At 71.2% G+C, this 17618-nt stretch carries 18 protein-coding genes and 1 pseudogene; 8 read left to right on the forward strand and 11 right to left on the reverse strand.

Features of this window, described 5'->3' with window-relative positions; all coding sequences use genetic code 11:
- Positions 1–60 precede the first annotated feature (60 nt).
- From QE377_RS09600 to ald, 6 genes and pseudogenes are all read right to left on the reverse strand, one after another.
- On the reverse strand, positions 61–1212 hold the full coding sequence (locus QE377_RS09600) for an MFS transporter (protein ID WP_307322345.1): 1152 nt from the start codon (positions 1210–1212) through the stop codon (positions 61–63).
- Positions 1209–2465, reverse strand: a complete 1257-nt coding sequence (locus tag QE377_RS09605; RefSeq protein WP_307322348.1) for an aminotransferase class III-fold pyridoxal phosphate-dependent enzyme — start codon at positions 2463–2465, stop codon at positions 1209–1211. The genes QE377_RS09600 and QE377_RS09605 overlap by 4 nt, the downstream gene beginning before the upstream one ends.
- Before the next feature lie 2 nt (positions 2466–2467).
- Positions 2468–3010 (reverse strand): hypothetical protein, encoded by a 543-nt coding sequence (locus QE377_RS09610; protein WP_307322351.1) that lies wholly within the window; start codon positions 3008–3010, stop codon positions 2468–2470.
- A gap of 215 nt (positions 3011–3225) precedes the next feature.
- On the reverse strand, positions 3226–3837 hold the full coding sequence (locus QE377_RS09615; RefSeq protein ID WP_307322355.1) for a TetR/AcrR family transcriptional regulator: 612 nt from the start codon (positions 3835–3837) through the stop codon (positions 3226–3228).
- Positions 3837–4538, reverse strand: a pseudogene (locus tag QE377_RS09620) (SDR family NAD(P)-dependent oxidoreductase); the annotation flags it as partial. The gene QE377_RS09615 and the pseudogene QE377_RS09620, both read right to left, overlap by 1 nt.
- Before the next feature lie 400 nt (positions 4539–4938).
- On the reverse strand, positions 4939–6030 hold the full coding sequence (gene ald, locus QE377_RS09625) for an alanine dehydrogenase (protein WP_307322357.1): 1092 nt from the start codon (positions 6028–6030) through the stop codon (positions 4939–4941).
- A gap of 149 nt (positions 6031–6179) precedes the next feature.
- Between ald and QE377_RS09630 the strand changes: the two genes are divergently transcribed.
- Positions 6180–6683 carry an Lrp/AsnC family transcriptional regulator gene (locus tag QE377_RS09630; RefSeq protein WP_307322360.1) on the forward strand — a complete coding sequence of 168 codons (504 nt, stop codon included), beginning with the start codon at positions 6180–6182 and terminating at the stop codon, positions 6681–6683.
- Between the two features lie 270 nt (positions 6684–6953).
- Here the strand turns inward: QE377_RS09630 and QE377_RS09635 are convergent, their stop codons facing one another.
- Positions 6954–7586: a TetR/AcrR family transcriptional regulator gene (locus tag QE377_RS09635; RefSeq protein ID WP_307322364.1), complete on the reverse strand. Its 633-nt coding sequence runs from the start codon at positions 7584–7586 to the stop codon at positions 6954–6956.
- Between the two features lie 67 nt (positions 7587–7653).
- Here QE377_RS09635 and QE377_RS09640 point away from each other — a divergent pair, with 67 nt between their 5' ends.
- The 3 genes from QE377_RS09640 to QE377_RS09650 are packed head-to-tail and all read left to right on the forward strand — an operon-like array spanning position 7654 to position 10747.
- Positions 7654–8328, forward strand: coding sequence for a class II aldolase/adducin family protein (locus tag QE377_RS09640; protein ID WP_307322366.1), 675 nt, complete (start codon positions 7654–7656; stop codon positions 8326–8328).
- Complete coding sequence (locus tag QE377_RS09645) at positions 8325–9143, forward strand: aminoglycoside phosphotransferase family protein (protein WP_307322368.1); 819 nt, start codon at positions 8325–8327, stop codon at positions 9141–9143. Before QE377_RS09640 ends, QE377_RS09645 begins: the two co-directional genes overlap by 4 nt.
- Positions 9140–10747 (forward strand): glycerol-3-phosphate dehydrogenase/oxidase, encoded by a 1608-nt coding sequence (locus QE377_RS09650; RefSeq protein ID WP_307322371.1) that lies wholly within the window; start codon positions 9140–9142, stop codon positions 10745–10747. Before QE377_RS09645 ends, QE377_RS09650 begins: the two co-directional genes overlap by 4 nt.
- 141 nt (positions 10748–10888) lie before the next feature.
- On the opposite strand, the gene QE377_RS09655 is transcribed toward QE377_RS09650, so the two are convergent.
- A complete protein-coding gene (locus QE377_RS09655) occupies positions 10889–11872 on the reverse strand; it encodes an LLM class F420-dependent oxidoreductase (RefSeq protein ID WP_307322374.1) in 984 nt (327 codons plus the stop codon).
- Positions 11873–12040: 168 nt separating this feature from the next.
- Here QE377_RS09655 and QE377_RS09660 point away from each other — a divergent pair, with 168 nt between their 5' ends.
- Positions 12041–12505, forward strand: a complete 465-nt coding sequence (locus tag QE377_RS09660; RefSeq protein WP_307322377.1) for a transporter substrate-binding domain-containing protein — start codon at positions 12041–12043, stop codon at positions 12503–12505.
- On the forward strand, positions 12505–13485 hold the full coding sequence (locus tag QE377_RS09665; protein ID WP_307322379.1) for a cation transporter: 981 nt from the start codon (positions 12505–12507) through the stop codon (positions 13483–13485). Before QE377_RS09660 ends, QE377_RS09665 begins: the two co-directional genes overlap by 1 nt.
- On the opposite strand, the gene coaBC is transcribed toward QE377_RS09665, so the two are convergent.
- On the reverse strand, positions 13486–14682 hold the full coding sequence (coaBC, locus tag QE377_RS09670) for a bifunctional phosphopantothenoylcysteine decarboxylase/phosphopantothenate--cysteine ligase CoaBC (protein WP_307322382.1): 1197 nt from the start codon (positions 14680–14682) through the stop codon (positions 13486–13488). It lies immediately after the preceding gene.
- A gap of 50 nt (positions 14683–14732) precedes the next feature.
- Between coaBC and QE377_RS09675 the strand changes: the two genes are divergently transcribed.
- The gene (locus tag QE377_RS09675; RefSeq protein ID WP_307322384.1) at positions 14733–15458 is read left to right on the forward strand and encodes an NRDE family protein; all 726 of its coding nucleotides are present in this window, start codon (positions 14733–14735) and stop codon (positions 15456–15458) included.
- Between the two features lies 1 nt (position 15459).
- Here QE377_RS09675 and QE377_RS09680 read toward each other — a convergent pair whose 3' ends face one another.
- Positions 15460–15786, reverse strand: a complete 327-nt coding sequence (locus QE377_RS09680) for a hypothetical protein (RefSeq protein WP_307322386.1) — start codon at positions 15784–15786, stop codon at positions 15460–15462.
- A gap of 73 nt (positions 15787–15859) precedes the next feature.
- Between QE377_RS09680 and QE377_RS09685 the strand changes: the two genes are divergently transcribed.
- Positions 15860–16174, forward strand: coding sequence for an ATP-dependent DNA ligase (locus QE377_RS09685; protein ID WP_137418129.1), 315 nt, complete (start codon positions 15860–15862; stop codon positions 16172–16174).
- Between the two features lie 206 nt (positions 16175–16380).
- On the opposite strand, the gene QE377_RS09690 is transcribed toward QE377_RS09685, so the two are convergent.
- Complete coding sequence (locus tag QE377_RS09690; RefSeq protein WP_307322389.1) at positions 16381–17598, reverse strand: S9 family peptidase; 1218 nt, start codon at positions 17596–17598, stop codon at positions 16381–16383.
- Between the last annotated feature and the right edge of the window lie 20 nt (positions 17599–17618).

Below are 17618 nucleotides of genomic sequence, written 5' to 3' on the forward strand. Positions count from 1 at the left end.
GTCACAGAACGAGCCGTTGGCGTCGATCTGTGACAGGTGAGCAGGGCGGGAGCGACGAGGTCAGTGGCGGCGCAGGGTGCGCAGCAGAGGCGAGAGTGCGGCCAGGATGACAGCCGGCACGAGGAAGGCGGGGCCGAGCGATGGCCCTGCCGCGATGAGCCCGAGCGCGACGGCTCCGGCGACGGCGCCCGCGTAGTTGAAGAGGTTCACGCGCGCGATCACCTCGTCGCTGCGCTCGGGAAGCAGTTCGCCGGCACGGCTGAACGCGATCGGCACGAGCGCCCCCGATGCCACGCCCATCGCCGCGAAGCCGACGATCGCCGTCGGCACGAACGGAGCCGCGGCCACCAGAACGGCGCCGGCCACGGCCACGACGATCGCCGCGGCACCCAGCCGCATCCGTCCGATCCGGCGCACGAGCGGGTCCGTGCCCAGTCGCGCCCCCAGCATCGCGACGAGGTACGCCCCGTAGCCGAGGGGTGTGACGCCCGGGTCGGCCCGGAGCCCGTCGGTCAGGTAGATCGTGCTCCAGCTCGCGACGGCCGAGTCCACGACGAACGCCGCGAACACGATCGCGCCCACCGCCCAGATCGCTCGGCGCGGCAGGGGCGGGCGGGATGCGGCGGAGTCGTCGACCTCGTGCGCCGCTCGCGTGGGATCGAAGGCCGCGAGTCCCCATCCGGCGATCGCGACCTGCGCCGCTGCGGCGATGACCAGGGTCAGGCCCGCGGGAGCGCGGGCGGCCAGCACGGCCGCCGTGACCCCGGTGGCGACGATGGCAGCGCCCGTGTACCCGGCGTAGAGCCGGCCGAACACCGGCCGCTCGTGGTGGCGCTGCAGGAGCGAGCCCTGCATGTTCGACGACGCGTCGACGGCGCCCAGGCCCACGCCGTAGAGCACGATCGCGACGATCAGCACCGGAAGGGATGCGGTGAAGCTGACGAAGAGGAGTCCCACCGCCTGGGCGGCGAGCCCCGAGGTGAGGGCGAGTCTGCTGCCGGCCCGCACGGCGATCACATCGGCGAGCACGGAGCCGAGCGCGGCGGCGAGGCACGTCGCGAGCAGGAGCATCGACACCGCGTCGTCGCCGATGTCGACGCGATCCTTGATCGTCGGCAGAGCGGTGACGATGGTGGCGTAGCCGAGACCCTGCGCGGCGTAGGCGGCTCCGACGGCCGCACCACGCGTGCGCAGTGCCGGCAGCGACGTCATGCCTCGATCGCGCGGAACGCCTCGTCGGCGATCTCGAGCGTCCGGGTGATGTCGGCGCTCGTGAGCGCCGCGTTGATGAAGTGGTTGTGGTGGGAGCTGAAGAACGCTCCTCGCTGCACGCACTCTGCGATCCACCGCTGGTGGAGCATGAGCGACTCGTCATCCGCGAGACGCAGGTAGAACAGGGCCGGCTCGCCGGAGGCGACCAGCGTCCGACCGTGCGACGCGGCGACCTCGATGAGTCCGGTGGTCAACGTGGTGCCGAGTTCGCGGAACAGGGCGGGGCCGTCGATCGCCTTGAGCTTCTCGATCGTCGCGATGCCGGCGGCGAAAGGCACCGCGCTCATCCAGTAGCTGCCCGTGTAGGTGATGCTCGACACCGCCTCGCGCAGGCTGTCCTTCCCGCACAGCGCCGACATGTTGTAGCCGTTCGCGATGGCCTTGCAGAAGCAGATGAGATCCGCCTCGAATCCGTAGAAGTGGTCGCTGCCGGCGAGGTCCAGCCGCCAGCCGGCGCGCACGTCGTCGACGATCAGCACGACGCCGTGCTCGTCGCAGAGCCGCCGCACCGCCTGCCAGTACCCCTGGGCGGGGAGGGCGTTGTCGAAGAAGTTGCCGTGCTTGTACGGCTGGGCGATGAGTGCGGCGATCTCGCCGCGATGCTCGGTGAACACCCGCCGCATGGCCTCGATGTCGTTCCACGGCACCTCGATGTTGCCCTGCACGTCGGTGTCGAGCACCCCGGGGTAGTCGAGCTTCTGGGTCCACGGCGCGACGCCGTGGTAGTACCCCTCGATGAACACGATGCGCCGGCGGCCCGTCGCGGCGCGCGCGGTCATGATGGCCAGGGTCGTGGTGTCGCCGCCGTTCTTCGCGAAGAACGCCCAGTCGGCGCTCGCGACGGTGTCGACCAGCAGCTCGGCCAGATCGATCATCGTGGTCGAGGGGAGGGAGACCACGTCCTCCTTATGCGCCTGCGCCTGGGCGGCGGCGGCCACATCCGCGTCGCCGTAGCCGAGCACGTTCGGGCCGTAGCCGCACATGTAGTCGATGTACTCGTTGCCGTCGACGTCCCAGAACCGGGTGCCTTCGGCGCGCTCGGAGAACAGCGGGTATGCCGATCGGGGAATGAAGCAGCCCTCCGAGGGGCCGAGGTGGCCGGGGACGCCGCCGGGGATGACCTTCACGGCACGGGTGAACGCCTCGTTGCTCTTCGTGTAGCTGTAGACGGGGGTCAGGGTGGGGGTGCTCATGATCACGCTCCGAGGTAGGCGCCGACGCGGTCGAGGATGCGGCTGGTGTTGTCGACGAGGGGGATGAAGCCGCGCATGGCGAGCCTGCCGTCGCAGACGCAGGCCAGCGCGCTGTCGCGGCCGCTGATCACGCCACCGGCGACGTCGAGGTCTGCGAAGCGGAGGGCGGCACGCGGCGGATCTGAAAGTTCGTCGTCGAGGCGGATGCGGTGGTTCTTCACCTCGAGGCGATAGCGCAGCTCGTCGCCGATCTCGAGGTCGAGATCGCCGTCGGGCATGTGCGCCGCGGAGAAGCGCCCGCTGGTGTCCTCGTTGCCGACGACCGCGATCGCCCGCGCGGCGACCTCCAGCGTCAGCAGGGTGCTGCGACGGCGGAACTCCGCATCCGCGAGGCGTTCGTCATCGGGCTTCAGGTACGCGCCGAGCAGGTCGGTGAGCGGGGTGAACACGCGCGTCAGGAAGCGGATGCCGGCGGGGCCGGCGATCGGGATGGGCTGCGCGGTTCCGGCGATGACGGCGTTGAGGTGGTCGACGGATCGGAACATCAGCGTCGGCCCTCGGCCCTCGGACACCGCGGCGATGCCTTCTGGGGCGAAGCGGGTAGCGCGTGACGGGGATCCCCGGCGCGACGAGCGACAGCGTCGTCGGCGCGGGGAGGGTCCCGAGGATCCGCCCGGCTTCGGGCACCAGCTCCACGAGACGGGGGAGCGCCCCCAGCACGGCTCGCGCGTTGGTGAGCGCGAGCACGCGGGCATCGGTCTCAGTCAGCATCGGTGGTCTCCTTCACGGGGGTGGCGTAGGCGGCGAAGGCATCGGCGAGCAGACGGATGTGGCGGCGTGCCGCATCCGAGTCGCGCGTGCTGAGCCATGAGAGGGTGAGGCCGTCCAGGCAGCTCGCCAGCGACCACGCGAGTTCGTCGAGCGGACGGGTCCACGCGATACCGGCGAGTTCGGCGGCGTAGGAGAGGCTGGCGCGCGCCGCGGCGCGGTAGGTGGCCCACTGGCGTTCCACCGCATCCGGGTCGTGCCGCATGGCGTGGGTGGCGACGTCGAGCAGGGTCATCTCGCGTTGCGGCTCCGACTCGAGCAGCCGGAGGTAGGCGTCCAGGCCACGCGCCAGCACCTCGGCGCACGTCGCGTCGGTGTCGGCATCCATCCACGCCGCGAGTCGCTCCTGCTCCGTGATGTGCTCGACGATCGCGGCGATCAGGTCGTCGCGCGAGGCGAAGACGTAGTGGAATGCTCCCAGCGGCATATCGGCTTCGGCGACGATCGCGCGGGTGGTGGCCGCGGCCAGCCCCTCGCGCCCGATGACCCGGACGGCCGCGTCGAGCAGCTCGCTGCGACGCTCCTCGAAGGAGAGGCGGCGCATCAGGCGCCCCGTCCCGCGCGCTCGGTCGCGGCGCGTCCGACCCTGAGCGTGAGCCGGCGCGGAGCGAGTTTAGAACCGATCGACTGGATGCGGTTTCCCCAGCCGACCGTGACGACGGGTCCGCGGCGGGCGTCGAGGGCCGCGAACGTCGCGTCGAGCACCTCATCGATCGTGCCGACGCGTCCCACCTTGAACTGCTCCGAACCCGACGCCTCGAAGAAATCCGTCGCCGTCGGGCCCGGGCACACCGCGAGCACCCGCATCCGGGATCCCCGGTTCTCCTCCCAGATCGACGCCGTGAGCGAGGTGAGGAACGCCTTGCACGCGCCGTACACGGCGAGGTTCGGGGTGGGCTGGTGGCCGGCGATGCTGGAGATCATGAGCAGGATCCCGCCGTCGGCGGCGAGCAGGTCGGGCAGCAGCAGCCGGGTGAGAACCGTGGGGGCGGTCACGTCGACCGCGATCTCCTGGGCGATCCGCGCGGGGTCCTCGCCGGCGAAGGCCCCGGCGGTACCGAACCCGGCGCAGTTCACCAGCACCTCGGTCGTCAGCGAGCGCTCCGCGAGCTCGGCTGCGATCCTGCCGGGGGTGGCGGGGTCGGTGAGGTCGGCGGGGATGACGTCGACCTGTCGGCCGTGCTGCGCGCGCAGTGCGGCGCCGAGCTCCTCGAGTCGGTCCGCTCTGCGGGCGATGAGCACGAGGTCGTGGCCGCGTGCGGCGAAACGCTCCCGCGTATCCGCGCCCGAGCCCCGAGCTCGCCCCCGTCACGACCGCCACGGGTCGTCGCGTTTCCTGCATGAGCGCCTCCTTCGTCCCTGCCCCGTCGCAGTTGGACGTTTGACCAAGTTGGTTCATGAAAGCGCACGCACCCCGCGCAGGGCAAGCATTCGCCGCGATTCGCAGGTGCGGGAAACTCCCCCGTAATCTGCGGGACGCCCGGCGCCGGGGCGCCCGCATCCGGCCGGAGTCCGGAACGGGCGATGTGCGGTGCGCAGCGGTGCGCAGGAAGGTGCGCGTTCGTCAGGACGGATGCGTCGGAATCGTCCTGTTCGGTGGTGATCTCCTGCGGTGCGGATGCGGGGGCGCCCCGCATCCGGTGGGTCAGGCGCGGGGCTTGTCGGGGAAGGCGGCGGCGACGCCCGCGTTCGCGATCGAACCGCGGAGTGTGTTGAGCCCGAGCGCGAGGGCGGGGTCGTCGGCGAGCGCGCGCTCCCAGCCCTTGTCCGCGAGGGCGAGGGCGTAGGGCAGCGTCGCATTGGTCAGGGCGGGGGTCGACGTACCGGCCGCGGCGCCCGGCATGTTGGCGACGCACGAGAAGATCGTGGGTCCGACACGGAATGTCGGGTCGTCATGAGTCGTCGGGTGCGAGTCCTCGAAGCAGCCGCCCTGGTCGATGGCGATGTCCACGAGGACGCTGCCCGTCTTCATCCGCTCCACGGTCGCGTGCGAGACGAGGTGCGGCGCCTTCGCGCCGGGGATGAGGACGGCGCCGATGACGAGGTCCGCATCCAGCACCGTGCGCTCGATCTCGTACGCGCTGGATGCCACCGTGCGCACGGCGCCGCGATACAGATCGTCGAGCTGACGCAGCCGCGGGATCGAGATGTCGAGCACGGTGACGTCCGCGCCGAGCCCCACGGCCTGCGCGACCGCATTGCTTCCCGCGATGCCGCCGCCGATGACCGCGACCTTCGCGGGGCGCACCCCGGGGACCCCGGCGAGCAGCACGCCGCGGCCGCCCTGCGAACCGAGGAGGTGGTAGCCGCCGGTCAGCACGGACAGGCGCCCCGCCACTTCGCTCATGGGGGCGAGCAGCGGCAGGGAGCGGTCGGGCAGCTGAACGGTCTCGTAGGCGATCGCCGTCGTCCCGGCGCCCAGCAGCGCGTCGACGAGGTGCTCGTCGGCGGCCAGGTGCAGGTACGTGAAGAGGGTGAGGTCGTCGCGCAGATAGCCGTACTCGGAGGCCACCGGCTCCTTGACCTTGAGGACGAGCTCGGCCGACCAGGCCTCGGCGACGTCGACGAGCCGCGCGCCCGCGGCGGCGAACTCCTCGTCGGTGATCGAGCTGCCGGTCCCGGCGCCGCTCTGCACGGCGACCTCGTGGCCGTGACGCACCAGCTCGCGCACGCCGGCGGGCGTGGCGGCGACGCGGTACTCGTGGTTCTTGACCTCGGCGGGGATTCCGATGCGCATGGGCGCCGTCCTTCGTTTCGATGTATCAGGATGTTCGTCTGGAGCGGGCCGAATCTAGAAGAAAAGCGTGTCAGAATCACTACCTGCCGAAGAGAATTCTCTGCATCGGGAGAATTACGGACGATGTCCGGTGGGACGCGGGGTGGGGTATGGCGCAGGCGCAGAACCGACGGGCGGATCCGGTCGACGAGCGCATCCTCTGGGAGCTGCGCCGCGATGCGTCCCAGACCAACGCGGCGCTCGCCGCACGGGTCGGGCTCTCACCCTCGGCGACGCACGCACGGGTGCGGGCCCTGCGCGAGTCCGGCGCCCTCGGCTCTGCGCACGCCGATGTGGACTTCTCCGCTCTCGGACTGCCTCTTCAGGCCATCGTCGCGGTCAAGCTCCGCGCGCAGGCGCGGCCGGCGATCAAGACCTACGCCGAGAAGGTCTCGCGCCTCCCGAACGTCCTGAACCTCTTCTTCCTCGGTGGGCAGACCGACTTCCTCATCCACGTCGTCACGACGTCGCCCGAGCAGCTGCGCGACTTCGTCGCCACGCGTCTGAGCATGGATCCCGCAGTCGCCTCGACGGAGACCCAGATCGTGTTCGACTGGGTGCGCACCTCGGCTCGTGCGGCCGGTTTCGACGACATGCGCGGCCCCATCGGCTGACCCCTCGCCCGCATCCCTCGCCCGCATCCCTCGCTTTACCGCATCCGGTCCTCCGCGACCTGCGTCCGACGCCCCAGTTCACCTGTCGCAGATCGACTCACGGTCGTCGTTCTGTGACAGGTGAACTGGGGCAGTCCGTGTTCGCCTGTCGCAGATCGACACGTTTGGCTCGATCTGTGACAGGCGAGCCGGGCGGCAGGGCGAGCGGGCGGCAGGGCGAGCCGGGCGGCAGGGCGAGCGGGCGGCAGGGCGAGCGGGCGGGCGGGAGGGTCAGGGCTGGAGGTAGCGACGCAGGAGCAGGCGCAGCTCCTGCAGGGTCTGCTCCTCCGCGGCGGGCGGGGCGGCGAAAGCGTCGTGCAGCACGGCGTCGGCGGCGAGGAAGGCGACCCGCGCGCGGGCCGTCGCATCCGTCTCGTCACGGGTCAGCCCGCTGGCGTGGAGGAGGCGGGCGGCGGCCTCGGCCATCCGCTGCTTGTGGGCCGCCCGGTCCGCATCGATCAGCCCGCCGGTCGAGGCGGTGCCGAGGGTGCGAACCACGTCGCGGTCGCGATAGACCTCGGCGACGGCGTCGATCACGTGGCCGACGGGATCCACGGGCGGCGTGCTCTCGCGCGTCAGGACGACCGCGTTCTCGAGCAGGGCCTCGAGCCGTGCGTGATACTCGGCGACGAGCGCGCGCACGATGGCGTCGCGATCGGGAAGGTACTGGTACAGCGCGCCCACACTGACTCCCGCGGCCTCGGCCACGCGGGGGAGCGTCAGAGCGGCGACGCCCTCCCGTGTCACGAGCCCGGATGCGGCCGCCAGCGCTCGCGCCACCTTCTCGCGCGAGCGCTGCTGACGCGGCGCACGCTGCAGCGGGATGCGGTCCCAATCCGGCTCCGTCGCGGCGAGGGGTGTCACGGCCACCGCATCCTTCCGTCAGAAACCAAACTTGACTTTGGTTTGTCCTCGCGGTCATGCTAGCGCCATGACAACGACGTCAGACATCTCCGCCGCGCGCGTCGCGGTGGCCGACGCCTCCCGATCCCTCGCCGAAGCAGGCCTCCTCGTCGGGACGGCAGGCAACGTCAGCATGCGCGTGGGGGAGTTCGCCGCCGTGACGGCGACCGGTGCCGTCCTCGGCGAACTCACTCCGGAACAGGTGACGATCGTCACCCTCGACGGCGAGGTCGTCCAGGGTGATTGGGCGCCCACATCCGAGACGGCTCTGCACCTCGGCGTGCTGCGGCACGCGCCCGCGGATCAGGTCGGCGCGGTGGTCCACACCCACGCGCCGATGGCGACGAGCCTCTCGCTCGTGCTCGACGAAGTGCCGGTGGTGCACTACCAGCAGCTGCTCCTGGGCGGAGCGCTGCGGGTCGCCCCCTTCCATCCGTTCGGCAGCGTCGAGCTCGCGCAGGCCGTGGGAGCAGCGCTCGACGGGCGACTCGCCGCGCTCATGGCCAACCACGGCGCCGTCGCCCTCGGGCGCGACCTCGTCCACGCGGTCGAGAACGCGCTGCTGACGGAGTGGATCTGCGACCTGTACTGGCACGCGAGAGCCATCGGGGAACCCCGGGCGCTCGACGCTGCTGCGCAGCACGCGGTCGTCGAGGCCGCCACACGTCGCGGATACGGTCGACCCCAGCGGGCCGAGCAATGAGCACCGTCGGCTCCCGGCCGATCGCGCGCGGCCGGTCCGCCGAGGTCTTCGCCGACGGCGACGACCGCGTCGTCAAGCTCGCCTTCCCCGGTGTCGACGCGGCCGAGGTCGCGCAGGAGGTGGCGGCCTCCCGCCTCGCACACGAGCTCGGCATCACCCCGGTGCGCTGCCACGGTGGCGTCGAGGTGGGCGGACGCCACGGCATCGTGTTCGATCGCATCGACGGCGTCCCGCTCACGGCCGTGGCCGAGCGCAACATCCTGCGCCTGCCTCAGGTCGGCAGCACGCTCGCGACCGAGCACCTGTTCGTCCACCGCGCGCACACCGACCGGCTGCCCGATGTGCGCGAGCTCGCCGTCGCGCAGCTCGACACCCCGGCGCTCTCGGCCCTCACGCCGGGCGAACGGGATGCGGTCGCCCGCCGCATCCGTGCGCTCCCCGCCGGCGACGCGGTGCTGCACCTCGATTTCCACCCGCAGAACGTGTTCGTGCTGGCCGAACGGAACGTGGTCATCGACTGGCAGACGGCGGTCGCCGGCCAGCCCGCCGCCGACGTCGCCCTCACCCGCCTGCTGTTCCGCGAGGCGGAGCTCTTCCCGGGCACCTCCGTGCCGATGCGCGTCGTCTATGGGGCGGTGCGCCGCATCCTCCTCCGCTTCTACCTGAAGTCATACCTGCGTGCCGGCACCGTCAGCGTCGCGGACCTCGACCGGTGGGACATCGCCGCGCGCGTGCTGCGGCTCGGGCTTCTCGACATCTCATCCGAGCGCGAGCGCATGATCGCCGGCATCCGCGCCGACCTGGCGGCGGAATGAGCCTGCGGCGAGCACTGCCGGGCGGTGCGGTCGATGTGCTGGTCGTCGGCGGCGGGATCACCGGCGTCGCGACAGCCTACGAGGCCGCCAGCCGTGGGCTGTCGGTCGCCCTCGTCGAGGCGGGCGACCTCGGTGGCGCCACGAGCGCCGCCACCGGCAAGCTGATCCACGGCGGTCTGCGCTACCTCAAGAACCTCGAGGTGCGCCTCGTGCGCGAATCCCTCGCCGAGCGGCGCACCCTGCTCTCCATCGCGCCGCACCTCGTGCGCCCGATCGGCATGGTGCTGCCCGAACCGGGGCTCATCGAGCATCTGGGTCTGACCGCCTACGACCTGCTGTCGTTCGACCGCAACCGGATCGCGGATGCGGCCGCGCACATCCCCCGGCACCGGTCGCTGTCGGCATCCGAACTCGTCGACCGCGGCCTCGGATGGATGCGGCACGGCATCCTCTACTACGACGCGATGATGCTCTCGCCCGAGCGTCTCACGCTCGCCTTCGCGGAGGCGGCCGCATCCCACCGCGCGACCATCTCGACCTACACGCGGGCGACGCGGCTGCTGGTGCGCGCGGGGCGCGTCATCGGCGCCGAGGTGCACGACTTCGTGTCGGACGAGACCGCGGAGATCGCGGCCACGGTGACGATCGACGCGACCGGCTCGTTCTCGCACGACTTCCTCTCCCGAACGCCCGCGCTGCGCGAAGCCATCGGCCCCGCGCCCGCGGTGCGCTCCGAGGGCATCTATCTCGTCACCCGCCGCCTCGGTGAGACGATGGTGCTCACGGTGTCGTCCGGCGGGCACTTCAGCGTCGCGCCCTGGCGGGATCGGAGCCTGATCGGACCCACCGAGACCCCGTACACCGGCCCGGTCGACGAGTGGCGGCTCACGCTGGGCGCGATCGAGCGGTTCATCGCCGAGATCAACGCGGGTGCGAAGCTCCCGGAGCCGCTGACGCTCGACGACGTCACGGCCGCGTACGGTGGTCTGCGTCCGCTCGCCGAGTCGGCGGGCGCCGACACGTACCGGGCCTCCCGCGCATCCGATCTCGTCGATCACGCGCGTCACGGGGTCGCCGGCTTGCTGTCGGCGCTCGGCGGGAAGTACACGACCTCCCGCGCCTTCGCCCAGCAGATCGTCGACAGGCTGGCCGGTCACGGCCTGCGTCCCGCGCCCTCGGCCACGGCGACGACGCCCCTTCCCGGTGGGGATGTCGACGACGTGACGGCCGCGAAGGCCGTCCTCCGCCGGGATGCGGCGGGGTTCGGACTCGCCGCGGACACCGCCGACGTGCTCTTCGCGCACTACGGCAGCCGCGCGCGTTCCGTGCTGGCGCTGGCCGCATCCGATCCGCGCCTCGCCGAGCGCGCCACGTCGGACGGTGAGCCGCTCGCGGCCGTCGCGTGGGCCGTGCGCGATGAAGCGCCCGAGCACCTCACCGATGTGCTGTTGCGGCGCACCGGCATCGGACGCCTCCAGGATCCCGGCGAGCGCCTCCTCGGACTGTCCGCAGACATCATGGCCGAGGCCCGCGGCTGGGACCCCGAGCGCACCGCCGCCGAGCTCGCCGCGGCGCGCACCGCCGTCCGCCTGCCCGTGGACTGACCGCCCAGGCTCTCGAGCACCGCGACATCTGCACGACCCGTGGTGCAGAAGCGCCCTGGTGGGGAGGATGGGGTGCTCGCCGGGCGTTGGGTCGTGCACATGTCGCCGTAGCGCCCGCACCCCGGCCTGCGCCGGCCCGGATCAGAGCGCGCGGAGCTTCTCCAGCAGGGGAGCGGCGACCTCGGCGACGAAACGCTCCTGCTGCGCGTCGCCGATCTGCACGATGGCGACGTCCGTGAAACCGGCATCCAGGAACGGCCGCACGCTCTCGGCGAGCTCGTCGAGGTCGGGTCCGCACGCGATCGAGTCCGCGACGTCCTCCGGACGAACGAACTGGGATGCGGCCGCGAACCCGGCGGGCGTCGGAAGGTCGGCGTTGACGCCCCACCCGCCGCCGAACCAGCGGAACTCGTCGTGCGCCCGGGCGATCGCCGTCTCGCGGTCGGGATCCCAGCTGATCGGGATCTGGCCGATCTTGCGGCTCTCGCCGGACTCCGACCCGCCTGCCGGGTGCTTGTCATCCCACGCCTTCACGAGGTCCGCGTCCGGCTCGACGGCGATGAGGTGGTCGGAGAGGTCGACGAACTTCTCGATGGAGCTGTCGCCGGACACCGCGACCCCGATGGGCACGCCGCCGTCGGGGTTGTCCCAGATGCGGGCCGAGTCGACTCGGAAGTACTGGCCGTCGTAGGTGACGAGCTCGCCGGTGTGCAGAGCCCGGATGATCTCGATCGCCTCGACGAGCATGTCCTGGCGCATCTGCACGGCAGGCCATCCCTCGCCCACGACGTGCTCGTTGAGGTTCTCGCCCGAGCCCAGGCCGAGCGTGAAGCGCCCCTCGGAGAGCAGCTGCAGAGTGGCGGCCTTCTGGGCGACGATCGTGGGGTGGTAGCGCATCGTCGGGCAGGTGACGTACGTCATCAGTTCGACGCGGCTCGTCGCCTGCGCGACGGCTCCCAGCACGGTCCACGCGTGGGGCGCGTGTCCCTGGGTCGTCAGCCACGGTGAGAAGTGGTCGCTGGAGACGAGGAAGTCGAATCCCGCCTCCTCCGCGCCGGCGGCGTAGCGCACGAGCTCGCGCGGCCCGCTCTGCTCGGTCATGAGGGTGTAGCCGAAACGTGTCATCGCGTCGTCCTTCTGTGAGGGGTGTCAGCGACGCTAAGCCCCGAAGCTCCCGTCGCCGCGGGCCTTGCGCCGACGCCACGGATGCGGCAGGCGCCGCTCGCTGTCAAGCGGCTGCGAGGCGCGGGACGTGCGGGTAGCGTCCGCGATGAGCAAGGTGACGGAGGCAACATGAGACGACGGATCGCATCGGCGCTCGTCGTGGCGGCGACGCTCGGATGGGTGCTCACCGGATGCGGAGTCCCCGCCGACCCGGACGGATCGCTCGATCGCATCACCGGCGGCGTGCTCCGCGCCGGCGCATCGCCGAGCGGCGATCTGGTGATCGTGGACGGTGGCGAGGTGTCGGGCGTCCTCCCCGATGTGGTCGAGGAATTCGCCGCGGCGCGGGACGCTCGCGTCGAGTGGACGATCGACAGCGAAGAGGATCTCGTCGACGATCTGGCGTCCGGGCGCCTCGACGTCGCCGTGGGCGGCATGACCGCCCAGACGCCATGGGCCGAGCAGGTCTCGGTCACCCGCGCCTACCCGGAGCTTCCTGGGGCGAACGGAGCGGATGTCGTCATCCTTCTGCCGATGGGTGAGAACGGACTCCAGGCGGCCATCGAGGGTTTCCTCGACGAGGAGGTCGGCTGATGCGGATCGACGCGGTCGGGCGCACCGATCTCCCTGACCAGCAGCGGGAGGCGCTGCGCTCCGCCGTGCGCTGGGAGTGGTTCACGATCGGATACACGACGGTCACGATCGTGCTGATCGCCCTCGTCGTGGGCGGGTCGCAGGCGATGAAGACGGCATGGGTCGAGGACATGCTCTCCCTCATCCCGCAGATCTCTTTCCTGCTCGCGCTCCTGTTCATCCGTCGCCGGCCCACGCGGGCGTTCCCGTACGGACTCCACCGTGTGATGGGCGTCGGTCATCTCGTCGCCGGTGTGGCTCTGCTGGCGATCGGCGGCAGCCTCGCCCTCGAGTCGGTCATCGGACTCGTGAAGGCCGAGCATCCCGCGATCGGCACGGTGCGCGTGTTCGGTGCGACGGTGTGGCTGGGATGGTTCATGGTCGCCGTGATGGCGCTCGTCGTGGTGGGGCCGTTCTTCTACGGCCACGCGAAGGCGAAGCTCGCGCCGGTCCTGCACAACAAGGTGCTCTACGCGGATGCCGACATGGCCAAGGCCGACTGGACCACGACCGTCGCCTCGATCGTGGGTGTGCTCGGGGTGGGAATCGGGCTCTGGTGGCTCGACGGCGTCGCGGCGTTGTTCATCTCGGCCGGGATCGTGTGGGACGGCATCAAGAACGCACGCACGGCCATCCTCGATCTGATCGATCAGCGGGCGCGCACCGAGGACGACAGCGGCGCCCACCCCCTCATCGGCCGCATCGTGCAGCGTCTCGAAGAGCTGCCCTGGGTGGATGAGGCCGCCGTCCGCATGCGTGACATGGGTCAGGTCTTCCACGTCGAGGCGTATGTCGTGCCCCGGCGCCGGAAGGTGCGCGTGCGCGAGCTCGACGAGGCGCGTCGCGCGGTGGCCGAGATCGATTGGAAGATGCAGGACGTGTCGATCGTGGTGGTGCCCGCTCTTCCCGAGGAAGCGACGAACGACAGGGCTGTGGCCTGATCAGCGCAGGCCGAGCACCGCATCCCAGACGGCGTCGGCCACCTCGCGCTTCGAGCCGGAGGTCTCGGTCTCGGAGCCCTCGGTCAGCAGCAACGCGGCGTTCTCCTCGGACTCGAATCCCTCGCTCCAGCCGACGCGGTTGACGACGAGCAGATCGGCGCCCTTGCGCTCTCGCTTGCGGCGCCCCCGCTCACGGAGCTCGTCGCCGGATGCGGTCTCCGCGGCGAATCCGACGATGGTCTGGCCGGGTCGGCGTGTACGGGCGAGTCCCGCCAGTACGTCGGGGTTTTCGACGAGCCGCAGCGTCAGGGTGCCGTCGCCGCCCTCCTTCGTGAGCTTCGTGTCGGCGACCTCGTTCACGCGGTAGTCCGACACGGCGGCGGCCATCACGACGACATCCGCGACGGATGCGGCCGCCACGACCGCATCCTGCAGCTCGGCGGCCGTGCCCACGTGCGAGATGTGGATGCGCGGATGGGAGGCGGCCGAGGCGAGCACGGCCGCCTCCACGTGTGCGGCGACGAGATCGACCTCGGCTCCGCGGTCGGCGGCGGCCAGCGCGAGGGCGACGCCTTGCCTCCCGCTCGAGCGGTTGCCGATGAAGCGCACCGGGTCGAGTGGTTCGCGCGTGCCGCCCGCGCTCACGAGCACCCGCAGTCCTTCGAGGTCGGGTGCGGTCACCGCGCCGAGGGCCGTGCGCAGGATGTCCGCCGGCTCGCTCATTCGGCCGGGTCCGCTGTCGCCGCCGGTGAGGAGCCCATCGTCGGGGCCGACGACGATCACACCGCGGCTGCGCAGTGTCGCCATGTTGGCGGTCGTCGCGGGGTGGCGCCACATCTCGGTGTGCATCGCCGGGGCGATGACCACCGGCGCGGTCGTTGCGAGCAGAGTCGTGCCGAGCAGGTCATCGGCGATGCCGGCGGCCATCTTGGCGATGGTGTTCGCGGTGGTGGGCGCGACGATCACGAGATCCGCCTGCTGGCCGAGGGAGACGTGGCGCACGCGCGCGACGTCGTCGTGCACCGAGGTGGTGACGGGGTTGCGGCTGAGGGCCTCCCAGGTCGGCAGACCCACGAACCGCAGGGCATCGGCCGTGGGGACGACGTGAACCTCGTGGCCCGCGCGAACGAGGTCGCGCACCAGATGTACCGTCTTGTATGCGGCGATGCCGCCCGTGACTGCGACGACGACGAACATGTCTCGATTGTCGCATCCGGCCCCGCCGCCCGAAGGAGACCGTTCCGCCGATGTGCACCGTGATCGTCCGCGTGCCCGAGGACGCGAGTGAGTCCACGCGGATCGTGGCCATCCGCGACGAGGACCCGAATCGTCCGTGGAACCGGCTCGGTCCCTGGTGGCCGGACACCTACCCGGGGGTCATCGGGGTGCACGATGTGCGAGCCGGCGGGGCCTGGCTCGCCGCCGATCCTGCTGCATCGCGGCTGGCGGTGCTGCTGAACCGCGCCGACACCTCACCCCTCGCGGACGACGCGGTCACCTCGCGCGGCGTGCTGCCGCTGGAGGCGGTGGCGGGCCGTGCGCCCGAGGGTGCGCCGCCGACGCGAGGCTTCAACCTGCTCGACGTCTCTCAGGCCGGCGCTCGAGTCATCTCTTGGGACGGCGAGGCGCTGCGCGAGAGCGTGCTGAGCCCCGGCACCCACATGATCGCCCACGACGACCTCGACGATCCGCGCACCGCGCGCATCACCCACTGGCTGCCGCAGTTCGCCGCGCTGACCGAGGAGGGGCCGGGTGACGAGTGGTGGCGCACCTGGCTGGAGGTCATCGAGCGGAGCGCTGAGCTGGAGGCGACGGATGACCGCGCGCTCATCCGCGATCATCGCCATCTGGGCATCCCGACGCTGTCGCTGCTCGTGTGCGTGGCGAGCGTCGGGGGAAGCGGCGGAGTGGACGTCCGCTACGCAGACCTTCCCGCGCCGGGACACTGGGGGCCGCTCACCCCGACCGCCTGAGTCAGGAGGCCGTCGGCGCGGTGCGGGAGTCGAAGTGCTCGGCGACGAGCATGATGCCGCCCGACGAGTTGGCCGAGTTCGCCAGCTCTTCCACCCATTCGCGACTGAGCATGGCCGGTTCGGGGTCGTCGAAGACGAAGCGCAGCGGGATCGACGGATGCAGCCAGAGCGTGCTGCGACCGCGCGGCTGGTCGTCGGGGTGCCGCCACGACAGGGTGAAGCTCTCACCGCGGCGGAGCTTGGTCGCGATGACGACCTTGAGATGCGCGAGAGCACGATCCTCGATGTGGATCGGCGTGCTCCCGCCGCCGTAGTAGATGGTTCCCATGCGCACACCCTAATCCCGACCCGCCCGCAACGGGAGGTCACGGCATCCGGGGCGCGCTGGTTATGCTCGTACCGTGGGCCGATTCATTTACGACACCGCCTCGAACGCCGTCGAGATCGAGGACAGGACTCTCGCGCACCTGCGCATCGTCGTGATGAACAAGCTGCGCCGCGGTGAGCCGTTCATGTTCGACGTCGAGGTGGGCGACGGCAGCGGCCGCCGCAGCTTCTGGGTGCACCCCTCGGTGCCGATGCAGTTCCACTTCTACGGCTCCCGTCAGCCGAAGATCAACCGGGCCTGGGTCGAAGACCTCATGCTCGCCGCATCCGGTCCGCACGGGCTCTCAATCGTGCCCGAGCCGGCCGACGAGCCGGTCGACCACGGCTGAGAGGTTTTAAGGCGCCGGGCGCCGGCTGTCAAGAGCGCCCGGGCTCGTCTCGCGGATGCGGCAGGCTTGTCTTCCGCAGGAGGTGAGGCCGATGCGCCCCCGCGACGAGAACGCTCAGCCCGATTCGCCCGAGGGCCCGCTGTTCGACAGCGTGCCGGGTATCGATGTCGTGGACGGAGAGCTCCTGCCGCGAACCGATGGGCCGGTCACTCCCGGATCGTCGCGCTGATCCAGTCCAGCACGCGCTCGTGCACGAGGGTCCTCGCCAACGGCTCGCAATGTCCGTCCGCGCCCTCCGCCGCCGTGAAGCGCACCACCTGCGAGACGGTGGGCGTCATGGCCGCGAGCCTCTCCGACTGACCCGGCCAGAACTGCTCGCCTTCGGGTGAGGTGATCAGCAGCGGCGTGTCGATGCGCGCGGCCTCGGCCTCCGACAGTGCGAACTCCCGGATGCGGCGGATCACCGCCGCATATCCGCCGGAATCGACCGGGCGGGCGCGGAACGCCCACGTCGCCGCGAGGTCGCGGGAGAACCGCATCCCGAGAGCCATGTCGCGGTCGAACTGCGCATCCTTGTCCTCATCGAGGAGCCTGCCGAGCGATGCCGGCAGATGGTCCGTCCATGACGTCGAAACGTCGACGACCCCGGGATCGACGACGGCGGCCGCGAACCGGTGCTCGCCGGAGAGTGCCCGCGGGACCCAGTAGCCGGCTTGGCTGATGCCCCACACGATCAGGTGGTGCTCGTCGACGTAGCGGTGGCCGGCGAGTTCGTCGACGACGGGTGCCAGCACGTTCTCCCAGTCCGGCCGGAACGGGATGCCGTGCTGGAACAGCAGGGACTGCTGGCCGGGTCCGTCGAAGACGTAGGCATGGAAGCCCCGCGCCAGGGCGGCGGCGACGCCGGTGCCCCACAGCGAGCTGATCGAGCCGTCGCTGCCGTTGACGAAGACGATCGTCGGGCGGGGCCCCGCCGCATCCGCGTGGAAGAGATAGCCGGGCATCGCGGTGCCGTCGAGCGGAACGTCGATCCGGCTCATGCGCACACCGGCGTCTTCCGCGAACGCGTCCCACGCGGCGCGATGGGCGGTGAAGAGAGACGCGGCTCGGTCCTCGTCGTCGGCGGCGGATGCGGCGTCCACCGCGACCGCGAGGTAGTTCGCGGCGCGCAGCGACGCCCAGCGCGCCGTGTCGGCATGACCGTCGGCGGCCGCACCCTGCGCGTCCCGCGCGACGCGTTCGCCGAGCACCTGCCACGTCGACAGCCACGCCCCCGCATCCTTCGCTTTCACGTCGCCGACGGCCGCGAGGACCTCGCCGATGTCCGCGCCGCCGGACGGTGCGAGGCCGAGCACGCAGCGCACCGTGAAGTCGCGGTCGGCCGACCGTGCGAACGGAGCGGCGAAGACACTGGCGTGCGACATGATCCCCCCGAATCGTCTCT

Source organism: Microbacterium sp. SORGH_AS_0862 (genome assembly GCF_030818795.1).
Lineage (GTDB): Bacteria > Actinomycetota > Actinomycetes > Actinomycetales > Microbacteriaceae > Microbacterium.